Origin of the sequence: Sphingopyxis sp. CCNWLW2, from assembly GCF_037095755.1 — a bacterium.
Taxonomy (GTDB): domain Bacteria; phylum Pseudomonadota; class Alphaproteobacteria; order Sphingomonadales; family Sphingomonadaceae; genus Sphingopyxis.
This window is the reverse complement of sequence record NZ_JBAWKJ010000001.1, coordinates 419,703-439,361: the sequence shown is the minus strand read 5'-3', so window position 1 is coordinate 439,361 and position 19,659 is coordinate 419,703. Positions and strand designations below refer to the sequence as shown.

General features: G+C 65.9%; 18 protein-coding genes. 14 read left to right on the top strand and 4 right to left on the bottom strand.

The annotated features are described in order from the left end of the window. The first annotated feature begins 63 nt into the window (after nt 1-63). The 4 genes from V8J55_RS01895 to V8J55_RS01880 all read left to right on the top strand — a co-directional run bounded on the left by V8J55_RS01895 (nt 64) and on the right by V8J55_RS01880 (nt 4,928). Nucleotides 64-867 (top strand): fimbrial biogenesis chaperone, encoded by an 804-nt coding sequence (locus V8J55_RS01895; protein ID WP_336444131.1) that lies wholly within the window; start codon nt 64-66, stop codon nt 865-867. Continuing rightward, nucleotides 864-3,491, top strand: a complete 2,628-nt coding sequence (locus tag V8J55_RS01890; protein ID WP_336444130.1) for a hypothetical protein — start codon at nt 864-866, stop codon at nt 3,489-3,491. The genes V8J55_RS01895 and V8J55_RS01890 overlap by 4 nt, the downstream gene beginning before the upstream one ends. Nucleotides 3,492-3,499: 8 nt before the next feature. Continuing rightward, a complete protein-coding gene (locus V8J55_RS01885) occupies nt 3,500-4,417 on the top strand; it encodes a hypothetical protein (protein WP_336444129.1) in 918 nt (305 codons plus the stop codon). A 97-nt stretch (nt 4,418-4,514) separates the two neighbouring features. After that, nucleotides 4,515-4,928, top strand: coding sequence for a hypothetical protein (locus V8J55_RS01880; RefSeq protein WP_037514493.1), 414 nt, complete (start codon nt 4,515-4,517; stop codon nt 4,926-4,928). Between the two features lie 72 nt (nt 4,929-5,000). On the opposite strand, the gene V8J55_RS01875 is transcribed toward V8J55_RS01880, so the two are convergent. Continuing rightward, nucleotides 5,001-5,663, bottom strand: coding sequence for a helix-turn-helix domain-containing protein (locus V8J55_RS01875; RefSeq protein ID WP_336444128.1), 663 nt, complete (start codon nt 5,661-5,663; stop codon nt 5,001-5,003). 222 nt (nt 5,664-5,885) lie between these two features. Here V8J55_RS01875 and V8J55_RS01870 point away from each other — a divergent pair, with 222 nt between their 5' ends. The 3 genes from V8J55_RS01870 to tgt all read left to right on the top strand — a co-directional run bounded on the left by V8J55_RS01870 (nt 5,886) and on the right by tgt (nt 9,794). After that, entirely contained in the window at nt 5,886-8,072 is a 2,187-nt protein-coding gene (locus V8J55_RS01870; protein ID WP_336444127.1) for an EAL domain-containing protein, read from the top strand. A gap of 61 nt (nt 8,073-8,133) precedes the next feature. Beyond that, nucleotides 8,134-8,622, top strand: coding sequence for a hemerythrin domain-containing protein (locus tag V8J55_RS01865; RefSeq protein WP_336444126.1), 489 nt, complete (start codon nt 8,134-8,136; stop codon nt 8,620-8,622). A gap of 47 nt (nt 8,623-8,669) precedes the next feature. After that, nucleotides 8,670-9,794 (top strand): tRNA guanosine(34) transglycosylase Tgt, encoded by a 1,125-nt coding sequence (tgt, locus tag V8J55_RS01860; protein WP_336444125.1) that lies wholly within the window; start codon nt 8,670-8,672, stop codon nt 9,792-9,794. Between the two features lie 3 nt (nt 9,795-9,797). On the opposite strand, the gene V8J55_RS01855 is transcribed toward tgt, so the two are convergent. After that, nucleotides 9,798-9,968 (bottom strand): NepR family anti-sigma factor, encoded by a 171-nt coding sequence (locus tag V8J55_RS01855; RefSeq protein ID WP_336444124.1) that lies wholly within the window; start codon nt 9,966-9,968, stop codon nt 9,798-9,800. A gap of 209 nt (nt 9,969-10,177) precedes the next feature. Between V8J55_RS01855 and V8J55_RS01850 the strand changes: the two genes are divergently transcribed. The 7 genes from V8J55_RS01850 (at nt 10,178) to xth (ending at nt 17,050) form a co-directional block, all read left to right on the top strand. Next, nucleotides 10,178-10,972: a response regulator gene (locus V8J55_RS01850; protein ID WP_336444123.1), complete on the top strand. Its 795-nt coding sequence runs from the start codon at nt 10,178-10,180 to the stop codon at nt 10,970-10,972. Nucleotides 10,973-11,025: 53 nt separating this feature from the next. Continuing rightward, nucleotides 11,026-13,731 (top strand): bifunctional [glutamine synthetase] adenylyltransferase/[glutamine synthetase]-adenylyl-L-tyrosine phosphorylase, encoded by a 2,706-nt coding sequence (locus V8J55_RS01845; protein WP_336444122.1) that lies wholly within the window; start codon nt 11,026-11,028, stop codon nt 13,729-13,731. Then, entirely contained in the window at nt 13,728-14,195 is a 468-nt protein-coding gene (locus tag V8J55_RS01840) for a peroxiredoxin (protein ID WP_336444121.1), read from the top strand. Before V8J55_RS01845 ends, V8J55_RS01840 begins: the two co-directional genes overlap by 4 nt. 1 nt (nt 14,196) lies before the next feature. Then, nucleotides 14,197-14,988: a ferritin-like domain-containing protein gene (locus V8J55_RS01835; protein WP_336444120.1), complete on the top strand. Its 792-nt coding sequence runs from the start codon at nt 14,197-14,199 to the stop codon at nt 14,986-14,988. A 143-nt stretch (nt 14,989-15,131) separates the two neighbouring features. Next, on the top strand, nt 15,132-15,806 hold the full coding sequence (locus tag V8J55_RS01830) for a M23 family metallopeptidase (RefSeq protein ID WP_336444119.1): 675 nt from the start codon (nt 15,132-15,134) through the stop codon (nt 15,804-15,806). 92 nt (nt 15,807-15,898) lie between these two features. Then, nucleotides 15,899-16,240, top strand: coding sequence for an iron-sulfur cluster insertion protein ErpA (gene erpA / locus V8J55_RS01825; protein WP_336444118.1), 342 nt, complete (start codon nt 15,899-15,901; stop codon nt 16,238-16,240). Between the two features lie 39 nt (nt 16,241-16,279). Then, nucleotides 16,280-17,050, top strand: coding sequence for an exodeoxyribonuclease III (gene xth, locus V8J55_RS01820; RefSeq protein WP_336444117.1), 771 nt, complete (start codon nt 16,280-16,282; stop codon nt 17,048-17,050). Nucleotides 17,051-17,053: 3 nt separating this feature from the next. On the opposite strand, the gene V8J55_RS01815 is transcribed toward xth, so the two are convergent. Together V8J55_RS01815 and V8J55_RS01810 are read right to left on the bottom strand one after the other, a co-directional pair. Continuing rightward, on the bottom strand, nt 17,054-18,175 hold the full coding sequence (locus tag V8J55_RS01815) for a DUF1501 domain-containing protein (protein ID WP_336444116.1): 1,122 nt from the start codon (nt 18,173-18,175) through the stop codon (nt 17,054-17,056). A 3-nt stretch (nt 18,176-18,178) separates the two neighbouring features. Next, on the bottom strand, nt 18,179-19,609 hold the full coding sequence (locus tag V8J55_RS01810; RefSeq protein WP_336444115.1) for a DUF1800 domain-containing protein: 1,431 nt from the start codon (nt 19,607-19,609) through the stop codon (nt 18,179-18,181). Nucleotides 19,610-19,659: the final 50 nt, after the last annotated feature.

Below are 19,659 nucleotides of genomic sequence, written 5' to 3'. Positions count from 1 at the left end.
ATCTTTCCCCTTTCTTTATAAATGAGTGCAATTACGTCCGGTGAGGACAGGGGGATGGGGAATATGTCAGCTTTTGCGACGGTGAAGCGTCATGCGCGCGCGCTTTTGGCTGCGCTCGCCGCTGTCGTGGTGCTGGCCAGCCCCGCCCTGGCGATGCGCGTCTCGCCGATGGTCGTCGAAATGGAATCGCGTGGCACCAATGCGGTGGCGCGGATCGAGGTCCAGAATATCAATCCCGGCAATCTGGCGTTCCAGACCCGCGTTTTCCGGATGGAAATCGACAAGGACGGGAATATCGTCGAAACCCCCGCCGACCAGGATTTCCTGATTTTCCCGCCGCAGGGCGTTTTGCCCGCCAGCGGACGGCAGGTCGTCCGCCTGCAATGGGTGGGCGGCGCCGAATTGGCGGCATCGCAGGCCTATTATGTCTCGGTCGAGCAATTGCCCGTCGCCTTTGAGCCCGGCTCTGCCGACGCGCTCGGCGCGCAGGTTCAGGTGCTTTACAATATGCGCGCGCTGGTCGTCGTGGCGCCGCCCGGCGCGAAGCCCGACGTCAAGGCGACGACGGTCAAGCAGCTCATGTATCAGCCGCCCGCGCCGCCGGGATCGAAAGAATTGCCGCCGATGCAGGACGGGGTCGAAATCACCCTGCGCAACGACGGCCGCCGCCACGCGATGATGTCCAACTTCGGCTGGCAGCTCGAGGGCATCGGCATCGACGGCAAATGGCTGCGCGTCGACATCTCGCCCGAGGAACTCAACCGCGCGGTCGGCACCGGCTATGTGCCCGCGCAGGGCGAGCGCGCTTTCCGCGTACCCGTTCCCGGCTTCGGCCCCGGACCGATCAAGCTGTCGTTCAAGCAGTGAGGATCGGGTTCGCTCTGAGTAGTGTGGCGCTGTCGGCGCTGTGCGCGAGCACGGCGGCGGCGCAGGTATCGATTCCGCTGCCGCAGAACCCGCGCCCGTCGCCGTCGGCTCCAGACCCGGGCGCGCCGACAGTCATCCCGTTGCCGGGGACGCAGATCCCGCCGATCCCGACGCCGACGCCGGTCATGCCGCAGCTTCCGATCGGCGCGCATGGACGCCCGGATATCAATCCGTACGACCGCGACATCGAAATGACGGTGCCGCTGACCTTCCAGAGCAGCAGCCTCGGCGATATTCCGATGCTGCTGACCGCGGACGACCGTTTCCTGCTCGAATCGGCGACCTTCGTGCGGCTGATGCAGCCCGTTCTGAACGAGACGGCACATGCCGAGCTGGCGTCGCGCCTGGCGTCGCTACCCAATTTTGGCCCCGACGATCTGGGCAAGACGGGCGTCCAGCTGACCTACGACCCCAGCACCTTGGCGGTCGTCGTCGTCGAGGTGTCCGCCGAACAGCGGGCGATCAAGGATATTTTCGCGCCGCCGCGCGAAGACGCCAACGATGTGACGATGCAGCCGGCGGGGTTTTCGGCTTTTTTGAACCTCAGCGCGATCCAGAGCTATATCTGGGAGGGCAATCAGGCCGATCCGCCGACGATCAACTTCGACGGTGCGGTGCGGCTCGGCAAATTCGTGTTCGAAGGCGATGCGCAGCTCGGGCAGCAATTCGGGCTGGGCGGGGATTCGTACAAGTTCACGCGCAACTATGCGCGCCTCGTCTATGACCAGCCGGAGGCGTATCGGCGCTGGTTCCTCGGCGATCTCGACCCCGAAATTCGCGGCCAGCAATCCTTCGTCGAAATGGGCGGCGTCGGCGTCCTGCGGCAGCGGCGGCGCTTCAACAGCTTTCGGTCGGCGATCCTCCAGTCGAATCGCCAGCTCGTCCTGCAGCGTGAATCGACGGTCCGTTTCCTGCGCAACGGGTCGCTCTATCGCGAGGTTCGCCTCCAGCCGGGCCGTTACGACTTCAGCTCACTGCCGCTCGTCGCGGGCAGCAACGATGTCGATATCCAGGTCACCGACAACAGCGGCGCGGTCCAGAACCTCTCCTATCAGCAATATCTCGACCCGATCGACCTCGATCCCGGCGATCATGAATATGGCGCCTTTTTCGGTCCGACCAGCCGCACTTTCGGCGGCGCACCCGATTATCGCGGTCCGGTCGCCTTCACCGGCTTCTTCCGCAAGGCATTCTTCAATCGCCCCGCGATCGGGGTTGGTTTGCAGGCCAGCAAGGATGTCCAGACGCTGACCGGACAGACGCAGTTCGTCCTTCCCAACGGTGGCCGCCTGCTGCTCGATGCCGGCGGCAGCCATTCGAAAACCGCGGGCGAGGGTTTTGCCGGCGGCGTCAGCTATGAACATTTCATCGATCGCGAAGGACTGTCGGACAGTTTCACGCTGCGCGCCGACTATCTGTCGCCCAAGTTCGCGACGCTCGGCAATGTCGACGGGATCAACACCACGTCGGCGACGATAACGGGCCAATATTCGCGGCAATTCACCATGCGGCTGACCGCGACCGCATCGGCGTCCTACCTCAAGGGGCGCGGCGCGCTCGGCGACAGTTATCGCGCCGGGGTCACCGGCTTTTATCGTGTCGACCGGCAATGGACGATCCGCGCCGGGGTCGACTACGCCAAATTTCCGTCGGCCTTTTCGCGCGGCAACGGGGTCAGCTTCAACGTCGGCGTGGTGTTCCAGCCCGACTATCGTCGCCGCGCCGAGGCGCGTTACGAAAGCCGCGACAATCTGGGCGAGCTTTCCTACAACCAGAGCGGCCTCAACCAGCTCAACAGCCTCGGTTTCGGCGGCGTCGTCACCCGCGACGACAACAGCGCGCGCGCGCTCGGCTACGCGACCTATTCGGCCAACCGTTTTGATGCATCGATCAGCCATGCGACGTTCGGCCCCAATCTGGGTGACGTCGCGCAGCTCAATGCGACGACGGTCCGCGTCGGGACGTCGCTGGCCTTTGCCGACGGCAGCTTTGGCATCGGGCGGCGGATCAATGACAGCTTCATGCTGCTCTCGCCGCACAAGAATCTGGGCAAGCGCAGCGTCGTCGCGGGACAGTCGCTCGCCGAGAATAATTATATCAGCAAGAGCGGCGCGCTGGGCGCGGCGGTCAATAATTTCCTCGGCTCCTACGCCACCCAGTCGGTGCAATATGACGTCGAGGATCCGCCGACGGGTTACGACACCGGCCCCGGCGTGTTCCGCGTCCATCCGCCCTACAAGAGCGGCTATGCGGCGCGCATCGGCACCGACGCCTTTGCCAGCGCGATGGGCACGTTGATCCTCGCGCCCGAAAAGCCCGTGTCGCTCGTCGGGGGGCGCGTGACGCTGCTCGACGTCAAGGACGCCGAAAGCCCCAAGCCGATTCCGTTCTTCACCAATTCGGTCGGGCGCTTCGCGATCACCAACCTGCTGCCGGGCCGCCGCTATCTGGTGGAAACCTATGGCGCGAACGGCACGATCGACCGGAGTTTCGAATTCACAGTACCTGCGGACACCGATGGTCTATTGAACCTTGGCACCGTTCGCCCCGGTACGAAAAATTAGGAGGCATTATGCTGCGCCATACTCTGTTCCTCGCCGCGGCCTTCCTCGCTGTGCCGCTTCACGCGCAGGCGCCGGCGCCGGGTGCCAACATCCGCGGCGCCGATTGCCTCATCCGTGCCAACGCGACGCCGACAAGCTGGCTGATTCAGGGCTATGACCCGTTCGACAGCGCGATTCCCGAAGGAACATTCGGGGTCACCTTCGTCAACGAAGGCACGGCGGAATGCCGCTTCACCCCGACCTTCGAACTGAGCCAGCCGCCCTTTGGCCTGTCGAAGGGCACGGGAAAGCCGATCGGCTATGCCCTGCTCAACCTGACCGACACGCAGGATGTGACGCCGCGCGTCGGGCGGACGCAGCGGGCTCCGTCGCAGCGGATGCTGACACTCGGCGCCAATGCCTCGCGCACCTTGCTCTTCAAGCTGGTTGCCGATCCCGACGATGTGAAGGAATCGGGCACCTTTACCCAGGACGTGACGCTGGAAGCGCAGGACGGCAATTTCCGTTCGCTCGGCGGCACGCGCATCGTGCTTGGCATCGATGTGCTGCCTTCGGCGCGGATCGGTCTCGCCGGTGCCTATACGATGAGCGATGGGCATGCGGTCGTCGACCTTGGCGAACTGCGGCCCGGCGTCGCGCCGGTGCCGCTCCAGCTTCGCGTCGCCAGCACCGGGTCCTACGACCTCAGCGTCACTTCGGCCAATTCGGGCCGCCTGCGTCTCGGTTCGAGCGAATGGTATGTGCCCTATAGCCTCGCGATCGGCGGAAACGCCGTCAATCTGACGGGCATGCGCACCATATCCGGCTCAACGCAGGGCAACCTCCGTCGCGATGCGCTGCCGATCCAGTTCCTGATCGGCAATACCTCCGATCGCCGCGCCGGCGTGTACAGCGACGTGATCTCCATCGCGGTGACCGCACGCTGAAGCAGGCGCTGCGGCCGCGCGCCTTAACTGAATGTTAGATTTGCGAGCCTAAACAATCATCCAACAGCTTCGGCCTACAGGCGGAAAGGTTTGGCGGATGATTCAGAAATTCTCGCTCGGCGTTGCGGGCTTCATACTCGCTGCGGCGCCGACGACCGCCACGGCGGCGACGTTCGGATTCAACCTCAGCCTGACGGTTCCCGTGCATTGCACGGTGCAGCATCAGGCGACGGGATTCGGCGCGATCAGCGGCAATGCCGTGTCGCTGGGCAGCTTCCGCGAATATTGCAACGCCCCGACCGGCTATGATCTTGTGATCAACTATGCGCCCGGTTCGCTGGAAGGCGCGCGGATCATCGCCGGAAATGACGAGATCGTCCTGAACGGCTCGGGCCATGCGGTTCTCAGCCGCGCGACCGGCCCGCGGGTCCGGGAGCGGCCCATCGCGGCAGTGCCCGGTGAGCAGGGCTTCGACACCGATCGTTTCGAACTGACGATCATCCCCACCTGACGCCAGGCAATTACCGCCAAGCACGCACCCTCCGGCGATGTCGGAGGGTTTTGTGTTTGCGCGACCGGCGGGTCACATCTCGATCGTGAACTTGATGTTGTCGGGACTGACGCACGCCGCCTTGGCGATTTGCGCCTTGGCTCTCGCGACCAGCTCGTTCAGATTTTCGGCCTCGTCAATGCCGAGGAGTTCGGCGATTTCGACGCCGAGCGCGAGCGACAAGGCTTCCATCCGGCCGGCTTTGGGCCGCGCCTTGTCGAGCTCCCAGGCGGAAATCGACGGTTCGCTGACCCCCAAATGGACGGCGAGCTGCCCTTGCGTCAGCTCCTTCGCCGTGCGCAGCCGCTGCAGGCGGACGCCGAAGCTTTCCGCGGCGGCGGGCCGGTGATCGGGCGCGGGCGCATCGGCGCCCACCACGCTTCGCAGCTGCGCGGCGCTGAGCGTTGCGGGCGAGATCGGCATTTCGAACTGGCATCCGGCGATGCCCTCGCTGGTCCAGATCACGCGGGTGGCGGTTTTGCCGCTGTGCGGAAGATTGACCTCGACGATCTCGCCGACCTCGAGCGGCACTATGCTTTCGACGAGCATGCCTGTGGCCGAAATATTGTGGACCAGCGCCTCGATTTCGGCGCCCGCCGCCTTCGACCCGTGGAGCGGAAGGCGCAATTGCCGGCGCGACGCGCGGCCATTTCCGGCCGATCGCGGCGTGTTGTCGAGATAGACCGTCATCGCCATGCGCGCATCCATCGCGAGACCGATATTAACATTTGGCTTCGCCGGAAGGTTAATAGGGCAAGGCGCCCGAAAGTCACGGGGGGCGCCCGGTGTCGCGGGCGCGCGATGCCGGCAACGTCCTCGAATGGCACGGTTTCCGGAAAACCCTTAGATATTTACACTATAGCAATTCCTTGTCGGCATAGCGGCTGGCGTGTGGGGACCAGCTGAAGAGTTTGTTTGATGGACAGTCCATCGCGGATCGATTCCGGCGACCGGCGGGATGACGAAGCCGATGAAGGCCAGCGCGGCTTTTTCGGCTTGATCGGCTCGCGTATCGGCAAGCAGCGCGGCGATACCGCGGCGAACCTGCATACTCACGAAGCGCTGCTGCTGCTCCAAAATTACGAGGAAAGCGGCCAGGGGTGGTTCTGGTCGACCGACGCCAAGGGGCGGCTGACCTATATCACCGATTCGGTGGCGCGATTGATGGGGCGAACGACCGGCACGTTGCTCGGCACCGCCCTCACCGACCTGTTCCTGCCCGTCGACAGTCATGGCGAACGCCAGCGCACCTTGCCCTTCCTGCTCACCAAACAATCGAAATTCGACAAGCTGCCGCTGCGCAGCGCGTTCGAAGGCGACGACCGCTGGTGGGCGATCTCAGGCCGGCCGCAGTTCGATGGCGGCGGCAAATTCACCGGCTATCGCGGCAGCGGGACCGACGTCACCGCACAGCGCCGCTCGGCCGAGGACGCCTCGCGGCTGGCGCTCTATGACTCGCTGACCGGGCTCGCCAACCGCTTCGCCATTTCGAAGAAGCTCGACACGACGCTCGCGGCCTTTGCGCAGCAGCAGCGGTCGTGCGCGATCATGCTGCTCGACCTCGACCGCTTCAAGCAGGTCAACGACACGCTCGGCCATCCGGCGGGCGACGCGCTGCTCAAACAGGTCGCCGAACGCTTGCTCAAGATCGTCGGCGACAAGGAGATGGTGAGCCGTCTTGGCGGTGACGAATTCCAGATCATCCTTCCCGACATCGAGGATCGCGGCAAGCTGGGCGATATGGCCGCCGACATCATCGCCAGCCTGTCGCAGCCCTATTCGGTCGAGGGCAGCCGCTGCATCATCGGCGCGTCGGTTGGCGTCGCGATCGCGCCGTTCGACGGGCTGAGCAGCGACGACCTGGTCCGCAACGCCGATCTTGCGCTTTATGCGGCAAAGGGGAACGGCCGCGGGCGGTTCGCCTTTTATTCGAGCGACCTCCACACCGCCGCCGAGGATCGCCGCGCGCTCGAGGACGATCTGCGCGACGCACTGGTGCGCGGCGAGATGACGCTGATGTATCAGCCCGTCGTCCATTCCAAATCGAATATGGTGAGCGGGGTCGAGGCGCTGATCCGCTGGACCCACCCCGAACGCGGCGTGATCTCTCCCGCCGTATTCATTCCGATCGCCGAGGAAGCCGGCCTGATCTGGGCACTCGGCGAGTGGGTGCTGCGCACGGCATGCGAAGATGCGGCGAGCTGGCCGGGCGACATGCGGGTGGCCGTCAATGTGTCGCCGATCCAGTTCGCGAATGCCGACCTGCCGAAAATCGTCGCCAAGGCGCTTACGGCGACCGGGCTTCCTCCGGGCCGGCTCGAACTGGAAATCACCGAAAGCGTCTTCCTGGGCGATACCGCCGAGACCACGCACATGTTCGAGGCGCTGAAGGCGCTGGGGGTTCGCCTGGCGCTCGACGATTTCGGCACCGGCTATTCGTCGCTCGCCTATCTGCAATCGGCGCCGTTCGACAAGATCAAGATCGACCAGAGCTTTGTCCGCGATGCGACGATTCCGGGGTCGCGCAACGGCGCGATCATTGCCGCGATCGTCGCGCTCGCCGAGGCGCTCCAGATGGAAACGACCGCCGAAGGCATTGAATCGCTCGACCAGCTCGAACTCATCCGCAAACTGAACGTCAGCCACGTCCAGGGCTATGTTTATAGCAGGGCGGTGCCGCAGGCCGAACTGCTCGATCATGCCGAGGGGACGTGGACGATCAAGCCGGCGGGCCCCGCGCGCCAGCGCAACGACCGCTTCTCGCTGTTCCGCAAAGTCGGCGCGATCCACGACAACCACCGTTATGCCGTCGTGATCCGTAACCTGTCGGCGACCGGCGCCTTCATCGAGGGGCTGCTCGATGTGCCCATCGGCACGCGTTTTGTGATCGATTTCGGCGAAGGACAGCTGGTCACCGCGACCGTGCGCCGGTCGATGAAGCATCAGCAGGGCGTCGAATTCGAACAGACGATGGTCAGCGACGGCAATGGCGGGCTCTGCACGCGTCACCGCGTTTCGCCCTATCTGATCGCCGCCGCGACCCAGTCGACCTCGGCGCTGGCGCTGCCGTCCTTTATGACGACGAGCGACTGGAAAGCGGCGTAACGCCGGAACCCCGTCTCCGCTGACCCGTTCTGTCTTCGACCGCCAATGGACGGAGACCGACATGACCGAGACCAAAATCTTTGCGCGACTGAAGGCCGATCACGACCGGCACCGCGAGCTTCTCGCCCGCATCGACGAAACGCAGGGCGACAGCGACGAGCGTCGCTATCTGTTCGAGGCTTTCCGCGTCGAGGTGACCGCGCATGCGGCGTCGGAGGAAATGTCGCTCTATGCGACGATGCTCGCGAACCCCGATTTGCGCGACGAGGCGCAGCACAGCGTCGCCGAGCACAAGGAAATCGAGGATTATCTGACCGAATTGTACGAGATGGACTTTTCCTCGACCGGCTGGCTCACGCGTTTTCGGTCGATGAAGGACCGCTACCTCCACCATATCGACGAGGAGGAGGAGGAGATGTTCCCGCAGGCCGAAAAGGGGCTGTCCGACGCGAAGAAGCGCGAGCTGATCAAGATATTCGAGAAGGAAAAGCCGAAGGAAAAGGCAAAGGCGGCCGAGGACGAACCGTCGAGCGAGCACGCGAAAGCCTGACCGCCCGCCCTCGACTTTCGGCGCGCGTCCCGCCATAGGCGCGCGCCATGACCGACAGATTCGCCTTTTCGATCGCCGCGACCGACGGCGCCGCGCGCACGGGCGTGATCCGGATGCAGCGCGGCGAGATCCGCACCCCCGCCTTCATGCCCGTCGGCACCGCGGCGACGGTGAAGGCGATGCGCCCCGCCGAGGTCCGCGCGACCGGCGCCGACATCATCCTTGGCAATACCTATCATCTGATGCTGCGCCCGACCGCCGAGCGCATGGCGCGGCTGGGCGGCCTGCATAATTTCATGGCCTGGGACCGCCCGATCCTGACCGACAGCGGCGGCTATCAGGTGATGAGCCTGTCGGCGCTGACCAAGCAGAGCGAGGAGGGCGTCGCGTTCAAGAGCCACCTCGACGGCTCGCGCCACATGCTGACCCCCGAGCGATCGATGGAAATCCAGCGCCTGCTCGGCAGCGACATCGTGATGGCGTTCGACGAATGCCCGCCGAACGGCGTCGACGGCAAGCGCGCCGAGGCGAGCATGGAGCGATCGATGCGCTGGGCGGCGCGCAGCCGCGCCGGCTTCGACGCGGGCGAGGAGCATGCCGCGCGCTCGGCGCTGTTCGGCATCCAGCAGGGCTCGCTCGACGCGAAGCTGCGCGCGCGCTCGGCGGCGGCGCTGACCGACATCGGTTTCGACGGCTATGCGATCGGCGGGCTCGCCGTCGGCGAAGGTCAGGAGGCGATGTTCGGGGTGCTCGACTATGCGCCGGGCCAGCTACCCGCCGACAAGCCGCGTTACCTGATGGGGGTCGGCAAGCCCGACGACCTCGTCGGCGCGGTCGCGCGCGGGGTCGACATGTTCGATTGCGTGCTGCCGACGCGGTCGGGGCGCAACGGGCAAGCCTTCACCCGCGACGGCCCGATCAACATCCGCAATGCGAAATTCGCCGAGGATGAGGCGCCGCTCGATAGCGATTGCCGCTGCCCGGTGTGCACGACCTGGTCGCGTGCCTATCTGCACCATCTCGTGCGCTCGGGCGAGATGCTCGGCGCGATGCTGATGACGCAGCATAACCTGCATTTCTACCAGGACCTGATGCAGGATATGCGCGATGCGATCGCTGCGGGCCGTTTTTCGTCGTTCCAAAGCGATTTCGACGCGCGCTACCGGCGCTGAAACTCAGTCGAGTTTGCCAAGCAGGTCGAGCAACGACTGCGGAATTTCTTCGTCGACGGTGGACTCATAGGCGCGGCGCAGGGCGCCGTTGACGTCCTGCCCCTTGGCGGAAGGTTTTTTATCCGCGTCCTTTCCGGAGGTCTCGCTGCGTGGCGAACCGGTTTTAGACGACATTATCGAAGCATCCGCTGGACATGGGACCTTTTGCTAACCGCGCGTACACCAAAGCGCAATGGCGCGTTTGTTCCTTCCCGATGAAACTATTTTGCGGCTAAATCGTTCCCAAAGGTTGAAATATATCGGATGGTGCGGGGGAAGCGCGGGCGTATGTCCCTTTTCCGGACGCGTCCGCCAAAATATGTGCGGCTATCAGGAGGTAAAATATGTCATTGGGTCAGTCGGTTGCGCCGCATCTTCCCTATCTGCGGCGCTATGGCCGGTCCATTTCCGGGAGCCAGAAAAGCGGCGATGCGCTGGTCGCGCGGCTGCTCGAAACGCTCGTCGCGAACCCCGGCGCGGTCGATACCGGCGCCGATTTGCGCATCCAGCTTTACCGGATGGTGCATGACAATTTCGGGCTGATGACCGAACAGGCGGCCGCGGCCGACGACGGCGCGCTGTCCGATATCGCGATTGCCGATGCCCGCCTGCGCCGGATTCCGTCGCTCGCGCGGCAGGCGCTGCTGCTCACCGCGGTCGAGGGGTTCAGCTTCGAGGACACCGGACGCATCATCGGCCGCGATGCCGAGGCGGTGCGCGCGCTGATTTCGGATGCCACCGAAGAGATCGACCGCCAGACGCGCGCGCGCATCCTTATCATCGAGGACGAACCGATCATCGCGATGGACATCGAAATGATCGTTCGCGAACTCGGCCACGACGTCGTCGGCGTCGCGACGACGCACCGCGAGGCGGTCGACGAAGCGCAAAAGCATCAGCCGGGGCTCGTGCTCGCCGACATCCAGCTCGCCGACAACAGCTCGGGGATCGAGGCGGTGCAGGAAATCCTGACCGAAGTGAAGGTGCCGGTCATCTTCATCACCGCCTTCCCCGAACGGCTGCTGACCGGCGACCGGCCCGAGCCCGCTTTCCTCCTCACCAAGCCGTACCAGCCCGCGACGCTGCGCGCGGCGATCTCGCAGGTGCTGTTCTTCGACGAAAGCACGATCCCGGCCTGAGCAGTGTCGCCCGCCCTTGTCACGCGTCGCGGCGCGGGTGATAGGGCGGGGCGATGACACTTATGGACGCTTCCCGCCGCCAGTCGGCGCTCGATCGGCTTGGTGCGCACGCGCCCTTTCTCGCGCGGCTCGCCGAACTGTATCCCGACGATGTTGCGCGATATCTTGGCGAAGGCACCGATGCCGCGCTCGCGGCCGTCGCCGCGCCGCCGGTCGATGACGATATCATGCGGACGCTGCGCCAGTGGCGCGGGCGGATGGCGCTGCTGCTCGCGCTCGGCGATTTGTCGGGCGAGCATGATGTGGCGACGACGACGCGGCTGCTGTCGAACTTCGCTGATGCAGCGTGCGATGCGGCGCTCGCCGCGGCTTTCGCCGAACGTGTGCCCGGTGAGGAACCGCGCGGCCTTGCGGTGATCGCGCTCGGCAAGCTTGGCAGTTACGAGCTCAATTACTCGTCGGACATCGACCCGATCCTGATCTTCGATCCCGAAACGCTGCCGCGCCGCCAGCGCGACGATCCGGGCGAGGCGGCGGTGCGGATCGCGCGGCGGATGACCGAAATATTGTCGGCGCGCACCGGCGACGGCCATGTGCTGCGCGTCGATCTCCGCCTCCGCCCGCATCCCGAAGTGACGCCGATCGTGCTGCCGGTGGATGCCGCGATCTCCTATTATGAATCCGAGGCGCTCGCGTGGGAGCAGGCGGCGTTCATCCGCAGCCGCGCGTCGGCGGGCGACCGCGCGCTCGGCGAACAGTTCCTGTCGGCGATCCAGCCCTTCATCTGGCGCCGCAGCCTCGATTTCCGGCAACTCAAGGAAATCGGCGCGATGAGCGACCGGATCCGCGACCATTTCGCGCAGGGGCAGGCGTTCGGGCCGGGCTTCGACCTCAAGCGCGGGCGTGGCGGGATTCGCGAGATCGAATTTTTCGCGCAGGTCCACCAGCTCATCTATGGCGGCCGCGATCCGTCGCTACGCGTTCCCGCGACGGTCGATGCGCTCGCGGCGCTCGCGGCGGCGGGGCGGATCGAGCTCGACGACGCCAACCGCCTGTCGGGCCATTATGCGACACTCCGCCGGATCGAGCATCGGCTCCAGATGATCGAGGATCAGCAGACGCACAGCCTGCCCACGCAGGAAGCGGCGCTCGACTGTGTGGCGCGGCTCGATGGCGAGGCCGATGGCGCGGCGCTGCTCGCGGCGCTCGAACCCGTCGTGAACGACGTCGGGAGCTGTTACGACCGGCTCGTCGCCGAGCGCGCGGTGACCACCGGCCTGCCGCGCGACGAGGAGAGTCTCGCGGCGCAGCTGGTCGCGGCAGGGTTCGATCCGCCGGGTGCCGCGCTGCGCACAATCGCCGAATGGCGTGGGGGCAAGCTCCGCGCACTCCGCAGCCCCGCGGCGCTCGACGCGCTCGAGACGATGCTGCCCGAACTGGTCAAGGCGCTCGGCGCGGCGCCCGATCCGCAAGCGACGCTGACGCGCTTCGACAAGCTCGTCGCGGGGCTGCCGAGCGCGATCAACTTCTTTCACCTGCTCGGCGCGCAGCCGGCCTTGGCGCGGATCGCAACGCGGATTCTCTCGCTCGCACCAACGCTCGCCGACGCGCTCGGCACGCGCGTCGAGCTGATCGAAGGGCTGATCGACCAGCGCGCCTTCGATGCGCCCGCGAACAAGGAACAGCTCGCGGCCGAATGGGGGCCGGGGCTCGCGGCGCTCGATTATGAGCGGCTGCTCGACCGCGTGCGCGACCATGTAGGCGAACGGCGCTTCGCCTATGGCGCGCAGCTCGTCGCGGGGGCGACCGATCCGCTGGTGATCGCATGCGGTTATTCGGAGCTTGCCGAAGCGGCGCTCGGCGTGCTCGCCGACGCGACGGTCGCCGAATTCGTCGCGGCGCACGGGCGCGTCCCTGACAGCGAGCTGGTCGTGCTCGCGCTCGGGCGGCTTGGCGGACGCGCGCTGACGCATGCGTCGGACCTCGATCTCATCTATCTCTTTACCGGCGACCATCTTGCCGAATCCGACGGGCCGCGCCCGCTCGGCGCGACGACCTATTACAACCGCCTCGCGCAGCGCGTGACCGGTGCGATGTCGGTGCCGACCGCGGCGGGCAAGCTCTACGACGTCGACACGCGGCTGCGGCCGCAGGGCGCGCAGGGGCCGCTCGTGGTGACGGTCGACAGCTTCGAACGCTATCAGCGCGAGGAGGCGTGGACGTGGGAGCATATGGCGCTGCTCCGCGCGCGGCCGGTATACGGTTCGGATGCGGCGAAAGCGGAGGTGCAGCGCATCATCGACGATCTGCTCGCGATTCCGCGCGACCCGGCAAAGCTCGCGGCCGACGCGGCGGAGATGCGCAGCAAGATCGCGGCGCACAAACCCGCCAACGGCGCGCTAGACATCAAGGGCGGGCCGGGCGGGCTCGTCGACCTCGAATTCGCGATGCAGGTGACGCAGCTCGTCAGCGGCCAGTGCCACGATCCGAATATCTCGGCGGCGCTCGCCTGTTTGAAGGCGGCGGGTCTCGTCCCGCCCGAAGTGGTCGACGCGCACGGCTTGCTCGCGCGGATGCTCGTGATGCTGCGCCTCACCGGGCCCGAGGGGGAACCGCCGACCGCCGCCGCGCGCCAGCTGGTGGCGAGCCAGTGCGGCGAGCCCGGCTGGCCGCAACTGCTTGCCGCGCACGACGCGGCGCGGCAGGAGATCGCCAACTGGTGGGCGTCGATTCGTCCCGGACAGGAGAATGGAAAATGAGCGGTCCCCAAATTGGTGATGCGATACCTGCGGTCAAACTCCTCGACGCCGATGGCGCGGCGATCGATCTCGCTGGCCTGAAAGGTGCGCCGCTCGTCGTCTATTTCTATCCGAAAGCCGACACACCCGGCTGCACGACCGAAGCACAGGATTTCACCCGCCTCGCGCCCGAGTTTTCGAAGCTGGACGCTCAGATCCTCGCGGTATCGCGCGATGCGCCGGCGAAACTCTGCAAATTCCGCGACAAATACGGCCTGACCGTCCGCCTCGCCTCCGACGAGGATGGCGCGGTGTGCGAAGCGTTCGGCACCTGGGTTGAAAAGCAGAATTACGGCCGCACCTATATGGGCATCGAGCGCTCGACCTTCCTGTTCGGCGCCGACGGCAAGCTCGTGAGGGAATGGCGGAAGGTGCGCGTGAAGGGCCATGCCGACGCGGTGCTGGAGGCGGCCAAAGCCCTCTGATATGCAAACATTGGGTGAAGTCGCGCGCGCGGTCCTGCTGACGCCGGACCCGCACGACAAGCGCCGCGCGGCGCGTAGCATGGCGCGCGCATGGCGGCAGGGAAAGCTGGCGCATCGCTGCGATACGGCGATGCCCGACGAGCCCGCGTGGCCCGCCGAGCCCGAACTGCTTGCGCCGAACCGGATGCCGCGGCGCGGCAAGGGCGGGTCCGAGCGCGGGCGTGTCGCGCTGCTCCACGCGCTCGCGCATATCGAATTCGTTGCGATCGATCTTGCGGTCGACCTGGTGGGCCGGTTCGGCGGTGAATTCCCGCGCGCTTTCGTCGATGACTGGATCGGCGTCGCCGCCGATGAAGCGATGCATTTCGCCTTGCTCGACCGGCGCCTCCGCCAGCTTGGCAGCCACTATGGCGCGCTGCCCGCCCACGCCGGATTGTGGGAATCGGCGCAGGATACGGCGGATGACGTGCTCGCGCGGCTCGCGATCGTGCCGATGGTGCTCGAGGCGCGTGGGCTTGACGTCACGCCGTCAACGGTCGAGCGCTTCCGCGCCGCCGGCGACGAGGCGTCGGCGAAGATTTTATCGCGTATTTACAACGATGAAATTCGCCATGTGAGCGCGGGCACAGTCTGGTTCCGGCAAAAGTGCGACGAAAGGGGATTCAACGTCGTTGAAACGTGGCACGCCCTAGTGAAATCGCGGTTTCGGGGCAGTTTGAAGCCTCCGTTCAACGACTCGGCGCGCCACGACGCCGGTTTAACGCAAGAATTCTACGCCGTTATTGCTTCGTAAGGATTGGGGCAGCACACAGGCTTCCGCGGGGGATGAGCAATCATCCAAACCAAGAAACACCGGCGCCAGGGCCCTTTTACGGACTTTGGCGACATGGCAGATGCGGGGTCGTCGTTTTGATTAACACTCTTCTGGCGCAGAAGTTGCACCAAGTCGCAATATTCTGCGCGGCAGCATGTTTCGGACTGGCCACACCGGCCGCCCACGCTGCCGAAACCAGCGCCGACGCTGGCGTTGTCGCTCCCGACGAACCCGATGACGACAACTTCACTGCTGGCGTTCCGTCGACCGGCGAAGACAGCGAGGCCCGCGCAATCTTTCAGGCATGGAAGCGCCTCGACACCGGCCTGACCGCTTCGATCGGCGTTGCAGTGCCGTCGCGCCGCCCGATCGACCAGATGTCGCTGTCGTCGTCGTACGGCATGCGCGTCCACCCCGTCACCGGCAAGGTCGCCCGCCACAATGGCATCGACATCCCGGCGCCGCGCGGCACCCCGATTTACGCGACCGCCGACGGCATCGTCGGCCGCGCCCAGCGCCTCGGCGGCTATGGCAATTATGTCGAAGTCGAGCATGGCAACGCCATCCAGACGCGCTACGGCCACATGTCTTCTTACGTCGTCACCCCCGGCCAGTCGGTCAAAAAGGGCGACGTTCTCGGTTTCGTCGGCTCGACCGGCCGTTCGACCGGCAACCACCTCCATTATGAAGTCCGTATCGAAGGCGCGCCGGTCAATCCGATGCCGTTCGTTCGCTCGGACCAGATGGCGATCGCCGCCATCACCGGTAAGAATGTCGCGATGGGCGGTCCCGAATAACAAGCTTTCCTGGGTCGGAGAGGAGGGGCGCCAGGCGGGTTAACCGTCGAGGCGCCCTTTTTATTTGAGAACAGGACGCCTATCTAGCGATCATGGCCACGCAGCTTTCCGAAATCACCCTGTCGCCCGCCGCCGCGGCGCGCGTTCGCTGGATCGCCGATCGCAAGGGCGAGGCTGAGGCTGCATTGCGCCTCGCCGTCGATGGTGGCGGCTGTTCGGGCTTCACCTATCGCTTCGGCCTCGCCGAAGAAATCGATGCCGATGACATCGTCACCGAAACCGACGGGGTGAAGCTGGTGGTCGATCCGGTCAGTATCGACCTGGTACGCGGCTGCATCGTCGATTTCGTCGATTCGCTTGGCGGATCGTCGTTCAAGGTCGAAAATCCCAACGCCGCCTCGGGCTGCGGTTGCGGATCGAGCTTCTCGATCTGACGCCTTTCTAAGCTGCGTGCTTGCTGCCATAGGTGCGGCATGAAAATCGCGACCTTCAATATCAACGGGATCAAGGCCCGTTTGCCGCGCCTCGTCGAATGGCTCGAGGAAACGCAGCCCGATGTCGCCTGCCTGCAGGAACTGAAATCGAGCGACGAGACGATGCCGACCAAGGAGATCGAGGCGGCGGGCTACGGCTTCCTCTATCACGGGCAAAAGGGCTTCAACGGCGTCGCGATCCTCGCGAAGGGGACGCAGCCGGTCGAAACGCAGCGCGGGCTCGCGGGCGAGGCCGAGGACGAGCAGTCGCGCTATCTCGAGGTCGACGTCCATGGCCTGCGCGTCGGTTGCATCTATCTTCCCAACGGCAACCCGCAGCCAGGGCCGAAATTCGATTATAAGCTGCGCTGGATGGCGCGGCTGCGCGAGCGCGCGAAGTTTCTCCTCGCCTCCGAAATCCCGACGATCCTGACCGGCGATTACAACGTCATCCCGCACGACGACGATGTGTGGGACCCGCGCGTCATGGCGACCGACGCGCTGATGCAGCCCGAATCGCGCGATGCCTGGTTCCGCCTGCTCGGCGACGGCTGGACCGACGCGCTCCGCAGCCGCCATCCGGCGGGCGGCATCTGGACCTTCTGGGACTATCAGGCGGGCGGCTGGCAGCGCGACCATGGCTTTCGCATCGACCATTTGCTGCTGAGCCCCGCGCTCGCTGATCGGCTGGTCGATGCCGGAGTCGACAAGGATCACCGCGGCCGTGAGAAGGCGAGCGACCACGCGCCGACCTGGGCGATCCTCGACTGACGCTCAGACGTCGGGGTAAAGCGTCGCCATCACCCGTTTCGGGTCGAGCGCATAATGATGCGCGACCGCGGCGGCGATCACGCTTTCAAGGCTGCGCGTCGGTTTGAGGTCGCGGCCTTCGTAACGCGCACCGGCGCCGAGGCCCGGCCAGTCGGCCGACACCTTGCCGCCTTCGTTCAATCCGCCGCCGAGCAGCATCGCGGTCGATGCGGTGCCATGGTCGGTGCCGCCGGTGCCGTTGACCTCGACCGTTCGCCCGAATTCGGTCGCGACGATGACGAGCGTGTCGTTCCATGCCGGGCCGAGGCCGGTTTGCAGCGCGCCAACAAGCTGGTCGAGCCCGCGCAATTGCGCCGCCAACCGGCCGCGCTGGCCGCTGTGCGTGTCCCAGCCGCCGGTTTCGACCATCATCACCCGCGCGCCATCGGCGGGCAGCATCAGCGAGGCGGCGAGCTTGCCGAGGTCGGAGCCGTTGCGGCCATTGTTGCCGCCGATATCGCTCGCCAGCTCCTGCGTCTTCACCGCGCTGTCCCACAGCGGATGGAGCAGCGGGTCGTTCGCATACATCGCGGTCAGCCGCGCGATCAGGTCGGCGTCGGCTTGCGGCAGGCGGCTCGGCGCATAGGTCCCGACCTGCACCGTCCCGCGCAGCGCGAGCGGCACGGCGAGGGCGATCGCAATCGCATCGCGCTCGGAGGCGGGAAGCAGGGTGAGTAGCCGACCGACCCAGCCGGTGTCGCGCCCATAGGGCCGCGACCCGCCACCCTCGAGCATATTCTGCCCGTCGAAATGCGACCGGTCGCGATAACCCGTCGCGACGGCGTGCGCGAAATGCGCCTGCTTGCCCGTATAGAGCCCGGCGGTTGCTACGAGCGCCGGATGCAGCGTGAACATGGCGTCGAGCTTCGCACCGCCCACGGTCTCGTCGGCCATCGCGCGCCGTGCGGCGGCGAAGGCAGGATCGCCGGTCGGCGCGACGGTCGCAAGCCCGTCGGCGGCGCCGCGCTGGATGATGAAGACGAGGCGTTTCGGCGTGCCCGCGGCGGCATAGGCAAAGCGGGGCAGCGCGCCCGCGGCGGCGACGGTGATCCCTGACATTATGATCGAGCGGCGTGAGAGGATCATCGTCTATCTCCGCAAAAAGGCCGGGCTGGCGAACAGCATCGCGATGCCCTGTCCGGGGCTGTCGGCGCGCGCGATCGCCTGGCGCGTTTCGGGGGTGAGCGCGTCGGCGAGGACGAGCGGCGCGAGTATGCGGGCATCGGCGCGGTCGCCGATCCGTCCCGCGATCCGGCTTGCGAGTTCGACGCGCTGCATCAGCGCCGCCGACCCCGCCCAGGTCGCGACCTTGTCGTCATAGCCCGCGGGCGATCCGGGGCGCCACACGGGCTGGCCGAGCTGGGTGAACATCGCGGCGATATTCTGCCGCTCGCCGAGCGCGGGCGCCTTGAGTGCGCGCAGCATCGACACGGTCCAATCCCACGGCGATTTGAACATCGCGGGCGCCGCCGCCCACGGCTCGGGCGAGGCGATCAGCGTGCGGTACAGAGACGGAAGGTCGCCGCCGGTCTTGAGGAAGTCGGCCGACAGCCGGTCGACGAGTGCCGCCGGGGGTTCGTCCCCGGTGAAATGACGCGCCAGCTTGGCGGCGATATGTTTCGCGGTCGCGGGCTGAACGGCGAGGTCGCGGAGTACGGCTTCGGCTTGCCGGGCACCCGCATCGTCGTACCGCTTGCCAAGGATCGTCTGCGCGCCGGGTTGGTGGAGGCGGTCGATGAAGACCGTCTCGCCGGGCCGGGCATCGGCGGGCATCAGCCGCTGCCCCGCGCCGCGCCCGAGGCCCGCGACGGTCAGGCCGGTGAGCGCCTTCGCAAACGCCGTCACGTCGGCCTGCGTATATCCCGTGCGCACCCCGAGCGTGTGCAACTCCAATATCTCGCGCGCGAGATTCTCGTTGAGCCCCGGCGCTTGCCGCTTGCCGCGGTTTCGCACGCGCGTCGCGAACGGGCTGTCGGGACCGAAGCTTTGCGCCTGATCGAGGTAGAGCAGCATCGCGGGATGATGGACCGCGTTGATGAGGAGGTCGGCGAATTTGCCCATGATATGCGGGCGGATCGCTTCATTCTCATAATTTCCCGCAAAGCCGATGACAGTCTGCTTGTCCGCCGACACCGCGAAATGATTCGCCCAGAAATGGACGAGCCGCTCGGGGAAGGGGGTGGACGTTGCGACCGCGGCAGACAGGCGCGCGGCGCTTGCATCGACATAATGACGGCGGATCGCCGAGCGCAGCATGCGGCGGAGTTCGGGGTCCATGCCCTTTTCCTCCTCGTTCATCGGCATATCGGCGGCTTCGCGGCGCATCGCCTGCCGCTCCTCGCGGTATTCGACATAGGCGGCGGCGATCGCGTCGCGTCCGGCGAGGCCCGCCAGCGCGGCGGGGGCGGGGTCATATTCGCCGATCTGGCGCGTCAGCCAGGCTTTCGGATCATCGATCGCCGGATCGTCGAAGCGGCGGCCGAGGCCGAAGCGATTGGCGGCAAGATATTGGACTGCCATGACAAAGCCTTTCCGTGCGTCAAACGCACGATGGCCCGCATTTGTCGCAA

Bases quoted from the DNA above. Each gene is read 5' to 3' on its own strand.
- V8J55_RS01835 (WP_336444120.1), top strand. From the start codon at position 14,197: ATGCAAACATTGGGTGAAGTCGCGCGCGCGGTCCTGCTGACGCCGGAC.
- xth (WP_336444117.1), top strand. From the start codon at position 16,280: ATGAAAATCGCGACCTTCAATATCAACGGGATCAAGGCCCGTTTGCCG.
- V8J55_RS01840 (WP_336444121.1), top strand. From the start codon at position 13,728: ATGAGCGGTCCCCAAATTGGTGATGCGATACCTGCGGTCAAACTCCTC.
- V8J55_RS01895 (WP_336444131.1), top strand. From the start codon at position 64: ATGTCAGCTTTTGCGACGGTGAAGCGTCATGCGCGCGCGCTTTTGGCT.
- V8J55_RS01865 (WP_336444126.1), top strand. From the start codon at position 8,134: ATGACCGAGACCAAAATCTTTGCGCGACTGAAGGCCGATCACGACCGG.
- V8J55_RS01855 (WP_336444124.1), bottom strand. From the start codon at position 9,968: ATGTCGTCTAAAACCGGTTCGCCACGCAGCGAGACCTCCGGAAAGGAC.
- V8J55_RS01850 (WP_336444123.1), top strand. From the start codon at position 10,178: ATGTCATTGGGTCAGTCGGTTGCGCCGCATCTTCCCTATCTGCGGCGC.
- V8J55_RS01810 (WP_336444115.1), bottom strand. From the start codon at position 19,609: ATGGCAGTCCAATATCTTGCCGCCAATCGCTTCGGCCTCGGCCGCCGC.
- tgt (WP_336444125.1), top strand. From the start codon at position 8,670: ATGACCGACAGATTCGCCTTTTCGATCGCCGCGACCGACGGCGCCGCG.
- V8J55_RS01885 (WP_336444129.1), top strand. From the start codon at position 3,500: ATGCTGCGCCATACTCTGTTCCTCGCCGCGGCCTTCCTCGCTGTGCCG.
- V8J55_RS01875 (WP_336444128.1), bottom strand. From the start codon at position 5,663: ATGGCGATGACGGTCTATCTCGACAACACGCCGCGATCGGCCGGAAAT.
- V8J55_RS01845 (WP_336444122.1), top strand. From the start codon at position 11,026: ATGACACTTATGGACGCTTCCCGCCGCCAGTCGGCGCTCGATCGGCTT.
- erpA (WP_336444118.1), top strand. From the start codon at position 15,899: ATGGCCACGCAGCTTTCCGAAATCACCCTGTCGCCCGCCGCCGCGGCG.
- V8J55_RS01870 (WP_336444127.1), top strand. From the start codon at position 5,886: ATGGACAGTCCATCGCGGATCGATTCCGGCGACCGGCGGGATGACGAA.
- V8J55_RS01815 (WP_336444116.1), bottom strand. From the start codon at position 18,175: ATGATCCTCTCACGCCGCTCGATCATAATGTCAGGGATCACCGTCGCC.
- V8J55_RS01880 (WP_037514493.1), top strand. From the start codon at position 4,515: ATGATTCAGAAATTCTCGCTCGGCGTTGCGGGCTTCATACTCGCTGCG.